Origin of the sequence: Calidifontibacillus erzurumensis, assembly GCF_013303125.1 — a bacterium.
GTDB classification, from domain to species: Bacteria; Bacillota; Bacilli; order Bacillales; family Bacillaceae_J; genus Calidifontibacillus; species Calidifontibacillus erzurumensis.
In genome coordinates, this window is record NZ_JABTTE010000003.1 from 44,865 (window position 1) to 63,517 (window position 18,653).

Here is an 18,653-nt window from a genome sequence, read left to right on the forward strand (position 1 = left end):
AGTTAAAAAATATTTGCTAATGCGGGTGATTATTTATTGCCATCCAGACAGTCGTAGGTTGACTTCTGAATGGCACTCTTTTTTATTGTATTGGTTAGTATAATTTAACAAATAAATTTTTTGTATATTTCAGAAAGGTAAAATTTCCTTAACAAAATGTCCCTTACATGGTAGAAAAATGTTCAATTTTTAAATCAGTAATGAACATATGTCCAGGCGCATGAGTAATCATGATTTCAGGTTTTACTTCCATTGCTACCGCTTGTGGAGTTACGCCGCATGCCCAGAACACAGGAATCTCTCCATCATGGATTGTAACAGGGTCACCGAAATCAGGTTGATTGATATCTTTAATACCAATCGTACCGGGATTTCCTAAATGAACAGGCGCTCCATGAACGGATGGAAAGCGGCTTGTAACTTGTACTGCTCGAATGGCATCTTTTTCTGTCATCGGACGCATACTTACAACCATAGGACCTTCAAAAACGCCAGCTTTCACACATGGAATATTTGTTTTATACATCGGCACATTACAATTTTCTTCTATATGGCGAATTGGGATTCCATTTTTTATTAGAGCTTCTTCAAATGTAAAGCTGCACCCGATCAAAAACCCGACCATGTTATCGTCCCAAATATCAACCACATCTGTCGTTTCTTCAACGAGTTTACCATGACGGTAAATCCGGTACTTTGGTATATCAGTTTTTATATTAGCTTCAGGTGCTGCAAGTTTAGGAACAGATGATCCTGCTTCGATAACATCAATAAGCGGACAAGGTTTCGGATTTCGTTGACAAAAAAGTAAAAAGTCAAATGCAAGTTCTTTCGGTAAAACGGCTAAATTTGCCTGGACAAAGCCATTGGAAACCCCAGATGTAGGTTTTAACCATTCATTTTTTCGAATTCTTTGTCGAGCCTCGGCTGGACTCCAATGTGCAGCAGAAGTCATATTTTATTTACCTCCAATATTATTCATCTTGGAACTTCAAATAAACAGGACTACCTTAACATTTCTAACTGAAAAAAAATCGATTTTCTTTTTGTATCAACTTGTTTTTCACCGCTTCCAATTTACTTTTATTAAAGCATACTGCATTCTCAATTAAGCAATCCATAAAAAATGCCAAGTCCTTTTTTCCTTTTTAATCAATCAAGATAAAAAATCGCCTATTTTCTTTACTGTAATACCAGCTTCATTCAATGCCGTTTTAATATATTTTGCAAATTCTAGCGCTTGATCTCCGTCGCCATGAATACAAACTGTGTCTGCTTGAATTGAGACGTCCACACCTTGAAGAGATCGGACTTTTCCCTCTTTCACCATACGTATCACTTGTTTGACTGCCATTTCATGATCTTTAATGAGGGCATTGGTTTCTCTTCTTGATGTTAAAGAACCATCTTGATGGTAAGTACGGTCAGAAAAAACTTCGCTCGCTGTTCGTAATCCGATTTTTTTCCCTGCCTTTACTAATTCTGAGCCAGCTAATCCAAACAAAATCATTTCTGGATCAACTTTGTATATCGCTTCTGCTATAGCATCAGCTAAAGAAGCATCTTTTGCTGCCATATTATAGAGGGCACCATGAGGTTTTACATGTTGAATGTTCCCTCCTTCAGATTTAACGAAAGCCGATAATGCACCAATTTGATAAATGACGATATCATAAGCTTCTTGTGCAGAAATTTTCATTTCCCTTCTGCCAAATCCCGCTAAATCTTGTAAACCGGGATGAACGCCTATTCCTACATTTTTCTCAAGTGCAAGTTTTACAGTTTTTCGCATTGTAGAAGGATCGCCTGCATGGAACCCGCATGCAATATTGGCACTAGTTACAAAATCTAAAATTTTTTCATCATTACCAAGTCTATATGTACCAAAACTTTCCCCCATGTCACAGTTTAAATCAACATACATGTTAATCCCCACCTTCATTAAATTTAAAAGCAATTCCTTGTTTCATAATCCTCACTTTTCTTTCTCTATTCAAATACAATACATGGGCTTCTTCAAGGGAAATTTCTTCAAAATGCAAGCAATCTCCTGGTTTTGCTTGTGCTAATAAAGGTAGATCTACTGTAATAACTTGACCAATTATCGGATAGCCACCTGTTGTTTGCCGATCAGCCATCAAAATGATTGGATTACCATCAGCTGGTACTTGAATAGTTCCAAAAGTAACAGCTTCTGAAATTATTTCTGTATAGTTGGACAGAACCAATTTTGGGCCATTGAGGCGATAACCCATTCGATCTGATTGTGGTGTTACTTCAAAGCATTCCTTAAAAAAAATTTCTTTGCTTTCTTCCGTGAATAAATCACAGTGCCTTCCACGTAGAATACGAATCTTTTTACTATTATTTTGATAAGATATTAAATCTAAGCTAATCGTCCATTTGTTTTCAATAAAATCATCTGTTATCCGTTCCATTAAAAAAGTGATCATTTTTTGAGATCGTTTACTTGGACTGCCAAATGGTATTTTATCGCCAGCTTGAAAAGCTCGTCCAAAAAATCCACCAATTTTTGATCGTAAATAGGTAGACTTACTATTCATAACGGTTGGGACTAAAAATCCACCCGCAACAGAAAGATAAGCTCTACATCCTTTAACTGCTCTTCCAAACTTCAACATACTGCCGCTTTTGACAAAAACGGTTCTCCATAAGCGAATCGGCTTTCCGTTAATCGTTGGAGAAAGATCAGCGCCACAAATGGCAATAAGAGCATCTTTATGAAATAATAATGTTGGTCCAAGCAAAGTGATTTCCATCGTTGCTGCGTTTTCATCATTTCCTACTAATAAATTTGCAATACGATGGGCAAGTGGATCCATAACTCCGCTGGCAACCACACCAAACTTTTGATAGCCAGAACGACCTAAATCCTGAATCGTCGTTAGTAAACCGGGTTTTATAACTGATATCATTGCTGCTCCTCCAATTCAGCATATTGTTTCGGGCTAATGGGTATAAATCGAATTTTATCCCCAGCTTTTAGTAAGCTCGGTTCCTCCATTTCCGGTCTAAATAACCTTAATGGCGTTCTACCAATCAGTTGCCAACCGCCAGGGGTTTTGATCGGATAAATGCCCGTTTGCTTGCCAGCAATACCAACACTGCGTTCAGGAATTGCCAAGCGGGGAGATTTTCTCCTGGGGGCAGCAATTTTTTCAGACATTCCACCAATATAAGGAAATCCCGGGGCAAACCCAATCATATAGACTAAATAATCACCAGAGGAATGAATTTGAATCACTTCATCAGGTGTTAGCCCATTTAATTCAGCGACTAGTTCAAGGTCTGGTCCATATTCTCCCCCGTAACATACAGGAATTTCAACAATGCGGGATTCAATTGGTTTTGATTGAGTGAGTTTCGATAAAATACTTTTAAGTTCATGACAAATATATTCAAAAGGTAAAAGTTTATAATTGCTTTTTTGATAAACTTCGTAGGGATCATAAAAGATTGTCACTGTAGTAAAAGCTGGAATATATTCGATCATCCATTTTGGTGGATGGTCATCTAAATATGAGGTAATCATTTTTATTTTGTAGTGAGTTTCCGGTGCAATCTCCTTCCCCAACTCAATTGTTATTGCTTGATCTCCCATTGGATATAAATGATAGTTCATTCGGTTCACCCTTTTATCAATTAAAACGTAAACTTATATTATTTGTTATTATAATATAATTTTTCCAATATTGAAAAGATTAAAATAGATTTTAAGAGATTTGCTGATTAATGGTATAAAATCCGGCTTTAACCATAATCCGAGGATTTTCGAAGGAGTCAAAGAGGCCGGATCATTTGGGTTACGTTTAAAAAATTAAACAAAAAAGTAAAAGGCGATCTAATATATAGACTCGCCTAAGGTAAATTATTAATTAATTCACTTGAAATCGAATTGAAAAAGTTGTTCCATTTTTGCCAGTATCAATCGAAATTTCAGCGTTGTGACGTGCTGCAACACTATAACATACTGCAAGGCCTAAACCAGTGCCAGTATCTTTCGTTGTAAAAAATGGTGTACCAATTTTTTCTAGTGTTTCTCGATCGATTCCACAACCTTCATCCTGAATGTCGAGATAAACGTAGTCCTTTTTATCATATGTTTTAATCGTTAAACGACCGCCCGATGTCATAGCTTCAAGACCATTTAAAGCAATGTTTAATATTAATTGTCTGATTTCTTTTTCGTCCAAGTATAATGGCTGACATTCGTTTAATTCTAGTATTACGTTTTTATTCGTTAAGACGGCTTCTGCTTGGATTAAAGGATATAAAGCTTCAATAATTTTATTTAAATCTTGGAGTTTACGGTCTGCTTTTTTATTTTTTGCCAATGTCAAAAACTCTTTAATAATTTCATTAGCGCGATTTAATTCTGTTAACATTAAATCAATATATTCAAGATGAATGTCTTTTTTCGATTTTGCCAATTGCAAAAATCCGCTTACTGTAGTCATTGGATTTCTTACTTCATGAGCGATACCCGCTGCCATTTCTCCGATTAAATTTAACCGATCTAATCGCGTAATTTCTCTTTCAAGCTGTTCTCTTTCCGTAATATCTGTGATGACTGCAATGATGCATTGTTCCCCTTGAATTTCTGCTTTTTCCGTTGATAATAGACCGATCCGTTCCTCCCCGGTCCGCGTAAAATAGCGAACCCGTTCATTACGAAGCGATTTTTGTAAATCTAAATCAGAACTTTTATTTGCATTAGGATTTTCAGCCGTTAAATTTAATACTTCATCTTGACGGCCAATTATTTCTTCATATTGATAACCTGTATTTTCCAACCAACTTTCGTTGACATCAATATAACGTCCATCAACAAGAGAGCGAATGGCTATTAAACTTGGACTAGCTGCAAAAATTTTCTTAAACCGTTCTTGTGACTGGCGTAAATCCTTGTTTGCCAAAAGAAGCTCTTCAGTTTTTTCTCTAACAAGCTTTTCTAAATTAATATTGTGCTGCAATAATTTTTTTTCCATCTTCTCTAACTTTGCATTAACACTTTCTAGCTCCATTGAACGTTTTTTCAATAATTGTTTTTGTTCAATGATTTGTTGTTGATATTCATAAAGCTTTACAAATGCCGCTACTTTGCTTTTTAGGATTTCTGGATTAAATGGTTTAAAAATATAATCGATCGCCCCTGCAGCATAGCCCTGATGGACATTTTCCGTTCTTTGGCTTATCGCTGTAATAAATATGATAGGAATATGACTAGAATTTTTCCGCTGATGAATAAGCTTTGCTGTATCAAAACCATTTAATCCAGGCATTTGTACATCTAATAATATGACAGCAAAGTCATTAATTAACACGTGTTTCAGTGCTTCCTCACCGCTATTTGCCTTCACCAAATTGTAATTTGGTGATGCTAGAACAGCTTCCAACGTTAATAGGTTTTCAGGGCGATCATCAACTAGTAAAATATTAACCTTCTTTTTCTTGTCCATCAAAAAAACCCCTATTTCCATCAAGAGTAATATTATCCACTACTTGATTTTTTTATATATTTTTTCAACTGGATTAACCTCCAAATACTTGTCCCAAAGGGTCGAATCGGTAATAACCTCTTTGTTTCCTAAGGCTAGATAACCATCTATACAAAGACTATCATAAAAAAGCCTTTGAACACGATTTTGCAATGTTTGATTAAAATATATTAATACATTTCTGCAAACAATAATATGAAATTCGTTAAAAGAATGGTCAGTTGCCAAATTATGATGAGCAAAAACTATATTTTCTTTTAGAAATGGATGAAATGTAACAATATCGTTATTTGCAACATAATACTCGGAAAATTCTTTTGTTCCACCTGCTTGATGGTAATTTCTCGTATACACTTGCATCCGGTTAATATGGAATTGTCCTTTTTGGGCTTTTTCTAGAATGTTTTCATTCATATCTGTTGCATATATTTTTGTCTTGTTATATAAGCCCGTTTCATAAAGTAAGATAGCCATTGAATAGACTTCTTCACCTGATGAACAACCGGCATGCCAAATGCGGATTAACGGCGCATTTATAAATTTAGGCAAAATATCGGTCCGAATAAATTTAAAAAAACTTGGATCTCTAAACATTTCTGTAACATTAATAGAAAAATCGCTTAATAGCTTTCCTAAAAGATGTCGATCTCTTAACACTTTCTCTTGAAGGGCAGAAATTGTCGGTATTTTTTCAATACCCATTCTATGTTGAATTCTCCGTTTAATTGATGAATATGCATAATCTCTAAAATCAAAACCGTAATAGCGATAAATGCCTTCAAGCAATAACATTACTTCTATTTTTTCTAACTCATTGCTTTCATCATTTAATAAATGAAAGTTTTCGAAATGACGCTCTATTTTAACCACCTCTACCGATACAACCATACTCGTATTAATGAAAGCAACTGATCTAAATTAACTGGTTTACTAATATAATCTGAAGCTCCAGCTTCCAAACATTTTTCACGATCATGTTTCATAGCTTTCGCAGTTAGTGCAATAATCGGTAATGATTGATACTCTTCCATATTGCGAATGGCTTTTATTGCATCATACCCGTTCATGACCGGCATCATAATATCCATTAATACAAGATCAATGTCACGTTGGTTTTGTAAAATTTCAATTGCTTCTTTTCCATTTTCCGCAAATACAACGACCATTTTATTCATTTCTAAAGCAGTTGTTAATGAAAAAATGTTCCGCATATCATCATCAACAAGAAGAACTTTCTTTCCAGCAATCAGTTCTTTCATATTTTTAAGCTCTATTGATTGTTCGCCATTTGACTCTATAAATGATTCAGAAAGATTTTCACATTCATCATGTTCTACGATTTCTTCGATTAAGTTCGTATCTTCGAGTATTGCTGCTGCAGCTTCTTGGGTGGACAGGTGGGATTGGTCTAGGCTTATATCATATTCCGGCAAAAATAATGTAAATGTACTTCCTTTACCAAGCGTACTCTCCACTTCGATAAATCCACCTAAAAGTTGCGCTAATTCTTTACAAATGGAAAGGCCAAGGCCTGTACCACCATATTTGCGGCTTGTTGTACCATCTGCTTGATGAAATGCTTCAAAAATCAATTGCAACTTATCTTTAGCAATACCAATCCCTGTGTCGGTAACAGAAATAGCAACTACATGTTTATGAGCAAGGCTTTTATTTATTTTATTGTTATTACATAATTTAAATTCAATCGTAACTTTTCCTTGATGTGTAAATTTAAATGCGTTAGATAATAAGTTTTTAAGGATTTGTTTTAACCGTTGATTATCTGTCATAAACACATATGGAAGATTATCATCGACAACAATTTCGAACTCGAGATTTTTTTGTCTAGCAACTGGTGAAAAATGATGTTCTACGAAACGTTTAATATCAGTAAACAACACTTCTTCCGGGAAAATCTCCATTTTACCCGATTCAATTTTTGATAAGTCAAGTATATCATTGATTAAATCTAACAAATCTTTTCCAGCTGAATGAATCGTATTCGCATATTCTACTTGTTTTTCAGTTAGATTGTTTTCATTATTTTCAGCAAGAAGTTGAGACAATATTAGCATGCTGTTAAGCGGTGTTCTTAGTTCATGAGACATATTGGCCAAAAATTCGGATTTATATTTCGAACTTAGTTCTACATGGCGATTTTTTTCTTCAAGATCAAGTTTAATTTTTTCTAATTCTTTCGTCTTTTCTTCAGATTTTTTATATTGCTCCTCGAGCTGTTCATTAATCATACGAAGTTCTTCTTGTTGTTGTTGCAACTCTTCGGATTGACTTTGTAATTCCTCTGTCATCGTTTGTGCTTCAGCAAGAAGCTTTTCTATTTTCATATGTCCTAGAATGCTGTTTAAGCTTACGCCTACAGTTCTGTAAATAATTTCAAGAAGCCGTTCGTGTTGTTCATTAAATGGATAAAACGATGCTAATTCAAAAACGGCGATGACTTTCCCTTCATAGGAAATAGGAATTATTTTCACATATCTAGGAGTACTTTCACCTAAACCAGACCTGATTTTAATGTAATTTTCAGGAACTTGATCTAAACTGATCATTCGGTTTTCAAGGACAGCTTGTCCCAATAAACCTTCTCCTTTATAAAATACTTTCTTGGCATTATCATGGTCATCAGCATAAGCAGCTAATTTAGAGAACATACTTGCGTTTTCGCTTTTCAAATAAAAGGCACCATAGCTTGCTCCTGTTATAGGTGTTATTTTTGAAATAAATAAGTTGGCAAATGATTGAATATCTTGGATCCCTTGATACATTGATAAAATATCGATGAAATTAGATTTAACCCAATTTTCAACTTGCATTTTTTCTTTTAAAAGATTTTCTTGATCCATATGTTTTTCAAGTGATTCAGCCATCCTATTATAAGCAAGAGCAATTTCGCCAATTTCATCTTTTGATATTTCCTCAATGCGCGGCAATTTATTGGATTCTAAATTAGAAGCATTTGAAATAACTGTGTTTACTTTTGTTATTCTGCTCATAATACTTTTTATGACCCATGAAGTAATAGCAATAGCAATCAAAAAGCCGATCGCCAAAAGATATAAAAATCCAGAGAGCGTCCGTTCAAACATTTTTTTAGATGCTGCCACTGCATCATTCATTGCAGTTTCTTCTATTTCTATTAACTTCTCAACTGTTGATACAAGACCAAGGCGAACATCTCGATAGTCTTCAATAAGCACTTTTGTGGCTTCCTCTTTCTTTCCTTCATGGAGGAGAGCACTAATTTTTTGGAAGCCAATTTCATAACTTTGATTTAGTTCATCTAATGTTGTTATTAGCTCAGCAACATTTTCGGATGTTTCAAACTGTTTCAATTTTTCAACAGCATATGCGGTATTTCTCCTCGAAACTGATATGAGTTTTTCCTCTTCTTGCGTAAATTCATTTTCTTTTTTCAAAATTACATCTCTAACCATTCGAGCAGTATTATTAATTTCAAATTGAAAAGTATTTACTAGTCGCATACGTTCATAATTTTCATTCACAAGTATCTGCATACTCTGTTTTTGTTCTTGGATAATGACGAGACCGATAACCGCAATCGTGATCATCGTTGCAATCACTGACCCAAAACCGAGATAAAGCTTTCTTTTGAAACTCATTGTCAACTATCATCCTATCCTTTTTTATTGAAATAAGTAAACCGTTTTATCAATTTTAAACATTTTAACAATTCCGTCAATATACTACTACATTTTTCTAACTAATTCCACCAAATTGTTCATTACCTTCTAAAAATAGTTATATTTTACAATATTCTTCTATTAAAAGGGACTTGCAACAATTATTTTGATTTTTTATGTTTTTGCGTTTTTTGACTGTTATAGATTTACAAAACCCTAAATTTTCCAAAACTTCCTTTTGTCCGACAAAACTAGTCAAAGGAATCGACAAAGGAATGCGAGAATATATTGATTAACAAATGATGAAAAAGGGGTAGTGAAAATGAGATCAACTAGAAGAACTTTATGGAAGATTCATTGGAAAAAGTATAAACATTTATATAAAGGAAATCGGATGGAACGGAGAAATAAATGGCGTTGTAAATGGGAAGATCAATACAGTATGCTTGTTACAGAAAAAAGTTAATACTTCATTTACAATTTCCATGTACAGTAAAACATCACTTATATATAGGTTAGTTATACCAAATTGGGGGCAACTAGGTGAAACCGCCTTAGAATAGTAATTCAGATAAAATCTAAAAAATAAGGTGTAATCAACATCATATCCATTATCCATGGTAGAAAAATTCATACCAAATAGCTTTTTCTGACAAGTGTTCAAAATAGGGATTAATAATTTTTTAATAACCTCATACAAAATCGGTGCGGACCACCTAGATACTAAGTCATATCTGTGAGGAAAGCCCTACTCGCACAGGCTGAGATATCTGTCGTGACTGTGCTATGCGAACTGTAAGCTATACATCTCATGAAAATGAAGGTGACGGCAGGGAAAAATACCTAAGTCCTAATAGAAATAGTAAAAATACCTTGAAAATACCATTGTGTTGAATGATCTCTAATGTAAACATTAAGATCCACATATAAGAAACACAAATTTGGTAAGTGAAATTTCTAAAAATAACAATACGACCAGAAACTATATCCATTTTCAATGTCTTATACTAAGAACATTGGGGAAATGTCAAATCTATTATTTCTGGTAGTGTATTACTATGTTTAAGTCACCATGCTGCGGATGAATTTACTTACTATTAATGCACTTCTATTTATATTCAGAGCTACTTTCTTGTACTTAAAAAATTTGGAATCCTTTAGCTTCGATGTAATGCCTTGCTGATATTTTAAGTCGCTTTGTATTTGCTATAATAACAACAAGATTTTTCCTTAAATAAAAATAGAATAAAATTAGTTCGATTTGCTTCATTATATATTGTTTAAAAAAAATAATAGCAAACTTGCTTTTAGAGACAGGTTTGCTATTATTTATGTACGATCTTATTGTTTCATTTTATTTACAATATTTTCCAACCCTTCTTCAATTGCGATAATACTATTTGATATTCCTTGTATAGCATTAGCTTGCTCTTGTTGAACAGTGCTGTTCTCTTTTACACGGGTTAGAAGAGTCCTAACATTAATATCTATATCCTTCAGAATTTCGCTAATTGTTTCTGTTGATTGTTTACTAGAATTTGCTAAGTTTTGGACTTCCTTTGCAACAACTGAGAAGCCTCGCCCAGCAGCTCCGACTCTTGCTGCTTCTATAGCTGCATTTATTCCTATGATATTGCTTCTCCTAGCGATACTTTTAATTATTTCTAGGATTTCAACCATTTTTGCTAGTTTTTCTACAGATTCTATAGCTTTACTTACAGTTACTTCACTTTCAGTAGCAATCTCCTGTGCAACACCAGAAATTTGTTGAATAAACTCTGAAATGCGATTTAATTCCTTATTAACGATAGCAACTTTTTCATTCAAAAATTCAATTTTTTCTTCACTTTGAATATGCATGATAATATTCTGCCTCGTAATTCCAATAATAGGGCGAACAACTTCTGGTTCTCCAGTCATCCCAAGTGCAAGAACTTTTTTATTTTTATAAATTACTGGCAAAGTGATTCCAGGTTTTAATGCAGCCTTCTCATTAGCTTCCTTTGCAGTAACAATGCCCTCATTTAATTCACCATCTAAAACTTTCTTTGCAATTAGATGAAATGCTCCAATCCGCTTTCGGTCGGATGCCGCAAAGATTTTGCCATCTTTCCCTACCATAATAACTTGATGTGTGGTTTCCCGTGTAATCATGTCACACATTTGTTGAGCTAAAGTTGCGTTCATGTTTCCCCTCCAGTTATTATCATCTATTTAAACGTTTTCAAATTATTTATTAATCTATTATAATGTTTTTATATTTTTTATTAATATTTTAAAAATAGATTATAAAAAATATTTTAATCATTTTATCAGTTTTAGCTATGAATTTAAAGTAATTTTACAATAAATCACTTATGTATGAAAAAAGAGGTACTTTACTGACATTAATTATATTTGCATTTGCTCATAGGAGAAAGAGTAGGAATAATTGCTAAAAACAAAAGCTTAAAAATAACAGAATTTAATTGTCAACTTGAAGGTTTAGCAACAACTCATGAGGAGGCTTCTGATACTTATACGAAAGGTACAAATGGGTGGCAAAATTGATAATGTAAATGCTAAGCGGATAAACCCCAAATTTTATATGAATAGATACTACATCTCTCATTTTCTCATATTCTACGGATAATTTGTTTAAGGCCTGAGATCGGCTTAAAATTGATCTTCAGCGGAAATGATTTTCATGCCAAGAAGCCAAGGAACGCACAACGGCAACACCAGCTAAGACTCTCATGGCCGCCAATCCAAGTCAAGCTAATGTTTCATTCCTATGAAACACTTCTTAAATCCAACCTTCCTAACTCCTGTTCGCTTGTTATTGTTGCATTTATAAAAAATCTTTTGGAGAAAAATATTGAATACTTGGATGCATGGATCTTTCCTTATAATATATCAAAACCAAACAAAAGCGGTAAGCTTCTGTATACGTCCTAAATTGTGTTCAGCTAGATTGAATCCTCAAAACTACTATGTTATGATTCATCGTTGGTTAGATTCTTTTGTGTTTTAATTTGGAATTTTCACAAAACTTATGGAAGGTATAGGAAAATATCTGTGGTTCATTAATCATGCGAACCACAGTTTTTTCCATTTGTTTTAATAATGTTTGTTTGATTGCTAACACAGCGTTTGCACTTTTATAGCTAAATCTAATATGGAAAGCTTCAATACTCGATCGTTGATGTCAATGATGAACTCCACGTATAAAATCCAATCACCCATAGTTGATTGGAACTTGTAATCATATGATTTTACTCCCTAATGTCCGGTTCATTTTATGCTAATTAGTGAGGGTATTGAGATACTAAGAAAATACTAGAATGCTCTCGTCGTATCACTGCTCTTTTTGTTCCAATTTTTATTTGTGTGTCAGTCAGTTAAATGCTGTTTACAATAGTTTTTAATCAAATCGAGTTCATCTTCTTCCAACTCTAAGCCAATATAAGTATTTGTACCTTTTTCAAACAATTGGTATTGAGCAATTCTTACATTCTTTTCTTCCCCTTCAACTGCTATTATGGCTTTTACATAAATCCCGTTTTCTGAAAATAATTCATCATCTTCAGGTACTTCAATAGATAAATGAAATTCATACCGATCCCCAACTAAAATTCCTGTTGGATCTTCTATTTTTTCTATGGTGTGCCCAATGATTTCCATCTTCTTCATCGTCCTTTCGTCTTACTATGATTCCATTCCGTACCAATCGATGGTTGTATCAAAACTTTGCTGATGAGATGTTTACATCATTCATATTATTTCTTTGTCTTTAAGTTTTTTATGGCCTTTCTATTTATTAAAGATACACCTTATTATATTTACCATTTAGGTTTTCCTCAACTTAGAAAAATTCTTTTGAGATTCAAATAATTATCACGGAACTTGTGTTGGCCAAGGGAATATTTTTATGGTTTTGTAAGATTTATTGAGTAATTCTCCCATTTTTGTAAGGATGTAATAAAGCATATACAGATTGCAGACAAGGTGTTTCAAGCTGGTACTCTTTAGCAACGGTCAAAGCATAGCCTTGAAGATCATCTAATTCCAATGGTAATCCCTTTTCTAAATCTCGATGCATAGATGCAGTCATTTTTGGTGACAAACTTTTAATTCTTGTTAATGTAAGTTCTTCTATATTTTCTGGTAAACGAATTCCTTTTACTTTCGCGATTTGACAAACTTCAGAAATTAAACTTTTTACAAAGTCTAATGTTACTTGATCGGCTAATGCAACACCAATCGGCTGTCTTAGAGTTGCTGTAATACCACTCAATGTAGTAATAAAAATAAATTTCTTCCACATTTCACCTATAATATAGTCTGATAAAGTGTGAGGAATAGAAGATGATTCAAGAATTTGCTTGAATTCAAATAATAACGCTTCTTCACCAATTGATGCAATTGGCCCAAAGACAATATCTTGCAAGCGGCTTGTTTGTACGATTTCACCGTGACTGTTCAATGTAGTTTCTATCGAACATAAACCGCCTATTACATTTTTCTCTCCAAATTCATCGATGAATTTTTCTAGATGCTTGATGCCATTTAATAAAGGCAGAATTTTTGCTCCTTTATCCACCAATGCCTTTAATTGTGGGAACGCTTCATCAAGATGATAATTTTTAATTGCTACTATAACAAGATCTGGATTTTCAATTTCATTTACATCAAGGGCGAGAGTAGGTTTAAGCGAAAAATCACCATGAACGCTTTTTATAATTAAACCTTTTTCTTGAAGTTCTTCATAGCGCTTTTGCCTTACTAAAAATGTCACAGGAAATCCATGCTTTGCAATCTTTCCTCCAAAATAACCGCCTACAGCGCCTGCACCAACTACAATAATATTCATAACGGTCATTCCTTTCAAAATTTTCTATTACATAATCATTATTCAAAAAAAATAACCAACTGTAAAGCAAGGAAACAGTTGGTTATTAAAATATATTAATTTATAAATTTTGTGTGAATCAAGCAAACACTTTGAGATTCCTATTCTACTTTTCTTCCTTCATAATAGGTTCCCAATACGTATACCATAATCCCTTTACCATCAGACCAATCATATTCTTTTACATTCCAATCCCATCCATACTTAGCATTGTGTAAAACGATTTCATTGCCTGATTTTGACCATTTCCCATCTATAACTTTGCCATCGACACTTATCCATGAATAAATTCCATAATCGCTGATAATAAGGTAATCACCACCTTCTCCTTGTGTGTATGGAGTAACAGTGTCTATTTTTGAATATCCGCCTGGAACCCATAAATCCCAAGTACCGGCAAATGAAGAGAAATTCTGATTTGTTCCTGGGACTTGCACAGTTGTTGAGTTATTGGAAGAACTGTTTGATAAACTCTTTGTTTTAATTATGATCCCAAGTGTTTTATTGTCAAAGCTTATTTCTTGTTCTAAATTTTCACTAATAAAGCGAATTGGAACCATTGTTCTTCCAGATATTGATTGAGCTGGTACATCTAAAAAGACTTTTTTTCCATTAATAATTGCTTCAGATTTATTTAGCCATAGTTTAATTGTTTTTCCATTATAAGTAATCGTAATGCTGCTATCAGAACCATTCCATTTTACATCTGCACCTAATGATTCACTTATAAATCGAAGCGGAACCAATGTACGCCCGTCAACGACAATTGGGGGAACATCTAGTGTTTTCTTTGTTCCATTAACCGTTGAATTTTTATTGTTGACTTGTAATTGAATGATGATTTCCCCTGTTCCTGTTGTTGGTTTTGTAGGAGTTGTATTAGTTGATTTAGGTTTTATAACGGTGACATGTACATTAACAGAGGAGGCAATTTTTCGATCATATTCATCATAAATATCAAAATAATAAACATATTTATGGCCAGCTAAAGCATATTTATCTACAAAATAAGGTTCGTATATCGGAAAATCTGTTAGCTTAATAAATGGTCCACCATTATCGGATCGATATAAAATATAATAAGCATCATTCGGATCCGATTCAACACTGACCATCACGTTTCCTTCCTCTAATTCATAATAAACATCTCCAGGCTCATCATAAATGTAATCATCAGATGGATTCCCATTTCCATAATCAATGTCGCTTGAATCATCTACTATTTCACTTGCAAGAACATAGGAAAAATTAACTTTTGTTGGCAGAATAGAGTCAATTCTGATTTTCGCAAAGTCATCATCACTTGTAACAATTAAATAAACTCCTCCAGATTTAATCGTTATAGAATTTTGAAATGAATAATATTGGCTTAAATCTGTTGCCTCTTCCAATTTTTCATTCACTTGTACAATTCCATTTGCTGCCATTTCTCCATATTGATTGATCACGAAATCAATATTGTCTGGATCGTCTGTAATCTCAAAAGCTTTTAAATTTACCCCATTGATTTTAGGATCATCATAAGGGTGGCTGCTCCACAAAAACGTATAAGGATATAGATTACTATACGATCCTTTTTCTACATCACTCCAATAAATAACTGTACTTTCAGCTCTTGTCAATTGTAGGCCAATGAACAATTGAAGCAGTATTAAAAAGCTTACTGCTTTCATTAGAGCTTTTTTCATGCTGAAACACTCTCCTTTAAATTGCTAAATTTTGTTTCAGCCATTACTATACCAGTACAATCTTACAGAAAACTTACAAAAAAAAACGTCCTATGCGAACGTTCATCCCTCATTTATTATTAATATCTTCAAGGGCCGCCCCTAGTCATGGATAAGAAATTAAATAATTCATAAGACCAACAATAGTAAACATTTTTTCATAATGATATTCAAGACCGCAGATGTGAATTGAATTTCCTTTATCGTTTAATAAGCGATAAAGAGTAAATCTTACATTGGATTACACCTGTAAAATAGATAGAAATTTTTCTTCTATTTTCTTTTGTAAAAATTTCAATCTATCGATACAATAGTGAATTTCCTCTTTATTGTTGATCCAAGTCCGAAATACTCAATTTTTTCTTGAAGTTCATTTATAATCCCAACCCAATTTTTATTTATGTATAATTCAATCTGTTTTTTCATATCCGTGGACCTCTTTATCTACAAAACAAAGGATTTTATGTCAATTATATTCGCTTTATTAACCATTTTGAAGACTATAAATAAAAACAGATTCCAAGCAATTGCTCGGAATCTGTTCTCCGTCGTTAATTTTTTGTCGGTTCAAGTTCTTTCTCTGTTTCAAGCATAGTTCCTGTTTTTTCAAAATTTGTATGCCATGAGAAAGCCTTTTCTAAATTATGTGGTGTTTGTCCACCTTTTGCTAAAGCTTCATAATAATAATCTCTCAATTGAGCGCGATATGATGGGTGGGCACAATTTTCAATAATTAATTCAACACGCTCTCTCGGTGCTAACCCACGTAAATCTGCATATCCTTGTTCTGTTACAATTACATCAACATCATGCTCTGTATGATCGACATGAGAGACGAACGGTACGATACTCGAAATAGTGCCTCCTTTAGCAACAGATTTTGTCACAAAAATCGCAAGGCGCGCATTACGTGCAAAATCTCCAGAACCACCTATTCCGTTCATCATATGTGTCCCTCTAACATGGGTTGAATTTACATTTCCATAAATATCAACTTCTAAAGCTGTATTAATAGAAATTAAACCCAATCGTCGAATTAATTCCGGATGGTTTGAAATTTCCTGTGGTCTTAACATTAAACGATCTTTGTATTTTTCAAAGTTTCCGAAAACTTTCTTCATTTTTTCTTCAGAGATTGTAATTGAACAGCAAGATGCAAATTTTACTTTTCCAGCATCAAGGAGATCAAATACTGCATCCTGCAGCACTTCAGAATACACTTCTAAGTCTTCAAACTCTGATACGAGCAAACCGTGGAGAACAGCGTTTGCAACAGATCCAATTCCAGATTGCAACGGTGCAAGGCTGTTTGTTAACCGTCCCTCAGCAATTTCTTTACGTAAAAACTCTATTAAATGGTTAGCCATGATTTGTGTTTCTTCATCTGGCGGTACAATTGTAGATGGAGAATCCATTTCATTGTTAATAACGATTCCTTTGATTTTATTGATGTCAACAGGAATACCAATTGTACCAATGCGATCTGATGCCTTTATTAATGGTATTGGCATACGTTCTCCCTGTTTGCCAGGATCATAAATATCATGAACTCCTTCAAAAGAAAGCGGATGTGCCAAATTTATTTCAACAATGATATTTTTTGCATGTTCAGCAAAAATTGCAGAATTTCCTACTTGTGTTGTTGGAATAATCATTCCATCCTCAGTAATGGAAACCGCTTCCAAAATGGCATAATCAATTGAAATAATTCCTGAACGAACAAGTTCTGCCACATGTGATAAATGAATATCAACGAAATAAAAATCGCCTTCATTAATTTTTTTTCTCATTGCCGGGTCAGCTTGGAATGGCGAACGCTTATGGAGGATCCCGGATTCTGCAAGTAATTTATCTGTATCAGCACCTAAAGATGCACCTGTGTACACACTAACTTTTAATGGTTCTTTTTCAGCTCTTTTTACTAACGCCCTTGGAACAACCTTTACGTCACCAGCTCTTGTAAATCCGCTTAAACCTAAAGACATCCCATCTTCAATCCAGCTAGCGGCTTCTTCAGCAGAAACTACACGATCAAGCAACTCTTCAATGCGAATGCGATTTTTAATATCTTCCACTTCTACTCCCCCTGTAGATGTTTTTTTATTGCTATTTTACTGGAATTTTGTCAAAACAAGGGGAATTATGGATAGAATTGCAAAAAATTCGGATAAAACAGAAAATCTTAGGATGAAACAGAATTTTTTTACAACCCTAAAAGCTTTCGAAAATAGCTTGAATAAGATTGGCTCACTGGAATTTCAGTACCATCTTTCATTTCCAATAAAAATGTTGAATGCGTATCAGGATGAATCATTTTGATTTTCGTAACATTAACGATAAACGATCGGTGGCAGCGTATGAATATTTCTTTTGGCAAATAATAATCAAATTCATTCAAAGAATCTTTATGTGTCCCTGTACATTCTTCCGTAATAACATACGTCTTACGGTTTTTTGCTTCTATGTACAAAACTTTTTCAAATGGAACTGGGATCCAACCATCATCAATTTTCACCGTCACCACAGAAGTCGCGCTTGACAAAGTTGGAAAAATCGCAGTCACACAGCAACGGTCTCCATTCATATTAAATGGTACTGCCATCCCATAATACGGCACACCTAATACATCCCTGCTAATAAATTCAGAAACTTTATGACCATCTTGTAAAGCTTTAAAGGTTATTGTTCCTTCTTTAATTGGGTCTCCAGGTTTTATTTTTAAATTGATCCGTTTACTTGGGCGATAATAAATGTATTTTTCGGTATTCGAAACGGCAATCGATGTTTCATCTGAAAATAACTCTGCTATGACATCAATTAAAGTCGAGAGGGAAAATTCGCCCATTGTCTCCAAACC

Annotated in this window: 14 protein-coding genes; 1 reads left to right on the forward strand and 13 read right to left on the reverse strand. The window is 33.9% G+C overall.

Translation table 11 applies throughout. The features are described from left to right. Positions 1-163 precede the first annotated feature (163 nt). The 7 genes from HR057_RS03505 to HR057_RS03535 all read right to left on the reverse strand — a co-directional run bounded on the left by HR057_RS03505 (position 164) and on the right by HR057_RS03535 (position 9,157). The gene (locus tag HR057_RS03505; protein WP_173730038.1) at positions 164-955 is read right to left on the reverse strand and encodes a putative hydro-lyase; all 792 of its coding nucleotides are present in this window, start codon (positions 953-955) and stop codon (positions 164-166) included. A 201-nt stretch (positions 956-1,156) separates the two neighbouring features. After that, positions 1,157-1,924, reverse strand: coding sequence for a LamB/YcsF family protein (locus HR057_RS03510; RefSeq protein ID WP_173730039.1), 768 nt, complete (start codon positions 1,922-1,924; stop codon positions 1,157-1,159). Between the two features lies 1 nt (position 1,925). After that, positions 1,926-2,936: a 5-oxoprolinase subunit C family protein gene (locus HR057_RS03515; RefSeq protein ID WP_173730040.1), complete on the reverse strand. Its 1,011-nt coding sequence runs from the start codon at positions 2,934-2,936 to the stop codon at positions 1,926-1,928. Then, positions 2,933-3,643 (reverse strand): 5-oxoprolinase subunit PxpB, encoded by a 711-nt coding sequence (pxpB, locus tag HR057_RS03520; RefSeq protein ID WP_173730041.1) that lies wholly within the window; start codon positions 3,641-3,643, stop codon positions 2,933-2,935. Before pxpB ends, HR057_RS03515 begins: the two co-directional genes overlap by 4 nt. Before the next feature lie 253 nt (positions 3,644-3,896). After that, the gene (locus tag HR057_RS03525) at positions 3,897-5,480 is read right to left on the reverse strand and encodes a response regulator (protein WP_173730042.1); all 1,584 of its coding nucleotides are present in this window, start codon (positions 5,478-5,480) and stop codon (positions 3,897-3,899) included. Between the two features lie 39 nt (positions 5,481-5,519). After that, on the reverse strand, positions 5,520-6,389 hold the full coding sequence (locus HR057_RS03530) for a CheR family methyltransferase (protein WP_329955830.1): 870 nt from the start codon (positions 6,387-6,389) through the stop codon (positions 5,520-5,522). Positions 6,390-6,391: 2 nt separating this feature from the next. Further along, on the reverse strand, positions 6,392-9,157 hold the full coding sequence (locus HR057_RS03535; protein WP_173730044.1) for a response regulator: 2,766 nt from the start codon (positions 9,155-9,157) through the stop codon (positions 6,392-6,394). Between the two features lie 343 nt (positions 9,158-9,500). Between HR057_RS03535 and HR057_RS03540 the strand changes: the two genes are divergently transcribed. Next, positions 9,501-9,644, forward strand: coding sequence for a hypothetical protein (locus tag HR057_RS03540; RefSeq protein ID WP_173730045.1), 144 nt, complete (start codon positions 9,501-9,503; stop codon positions 9,642-9,644). 875 nt (positions 9,645-10,519) lie between these two features. Here the strand turns inward: HR057_RS03540 and HR057_RS03545 are convergent. From HR057_RS03545 to HR057_RS03570, 6 genes are all read right to left on the reverse strand, one after another. Next, positions 10,520-11,365, reverse strand: coding sequence for a methyl-accepting chemotaxis protein (locus tag HR057_RS03545; protein ID WP_173730046.1), 846 nt, complete (start codon positions 11,363-11,365; stop codon positions 10,520-10,522). A gap of 1,185 nt (positions 11,366-12,550) precedes the next feature. Then, positions 12,551-12,841: a DUF6509 family protein gene (locus HR057_RS03550; RefSeq protein WP_173730047.1), complete on the reverse strand. Its 291-nt coding sequence runs from the start codon at positions 12,839-12,841 to the stop codon at positions 12,551-12,553. 262 nt (positions 12,842-13,103) lie between these two features. Further along, entirely contained in the window at positions 13,104-14,030 is a 927-nt protein-coding gene (locus HR057_RS03555) for a ketopantoate reductase family protein (RefSeq protein WP_173730048.1), read from the reverse strand. Positions 14,031-14,170: 140 nt separating this feature from the next. After that, positions 14,171-15,757: a copper amine oxidase N-terminal domain-containing protein gene (locus HR057_RS03560; protein WP_173730049.1), complete on the reverse strand. Its 1,587-nt coding sequence runs from the start codon at positions 15,755-15,757 to the stop codon at positions 14,171-14,173. Between the two features lie 590 nt (positions 15,758-16,347). Further along, positions 16,348-17,871, reverse strand: a complete 1,524-nt coding sequence (locus tag HR057_RS03565) for an acetyl-CoA hydrolase/transferase family protein (protein WP_173730050.1) — start codon at positions 17,869-17,871, stop codon at positions 16,348-16,350. Between the two features lie 128 nt (positions 17,872-17,999). Further along, entirely contained in the window at positions 18,000-18,641 is a 642-nt protein-coding gene (locus HR057_RS03570) for a LytTR family DNA-binding domain-containing protein (protein ID WP_173730051.1), read from the reverse strand. Between the last annotated feature and the right edge of the window lie 12 nt (positions 18,642-18,653).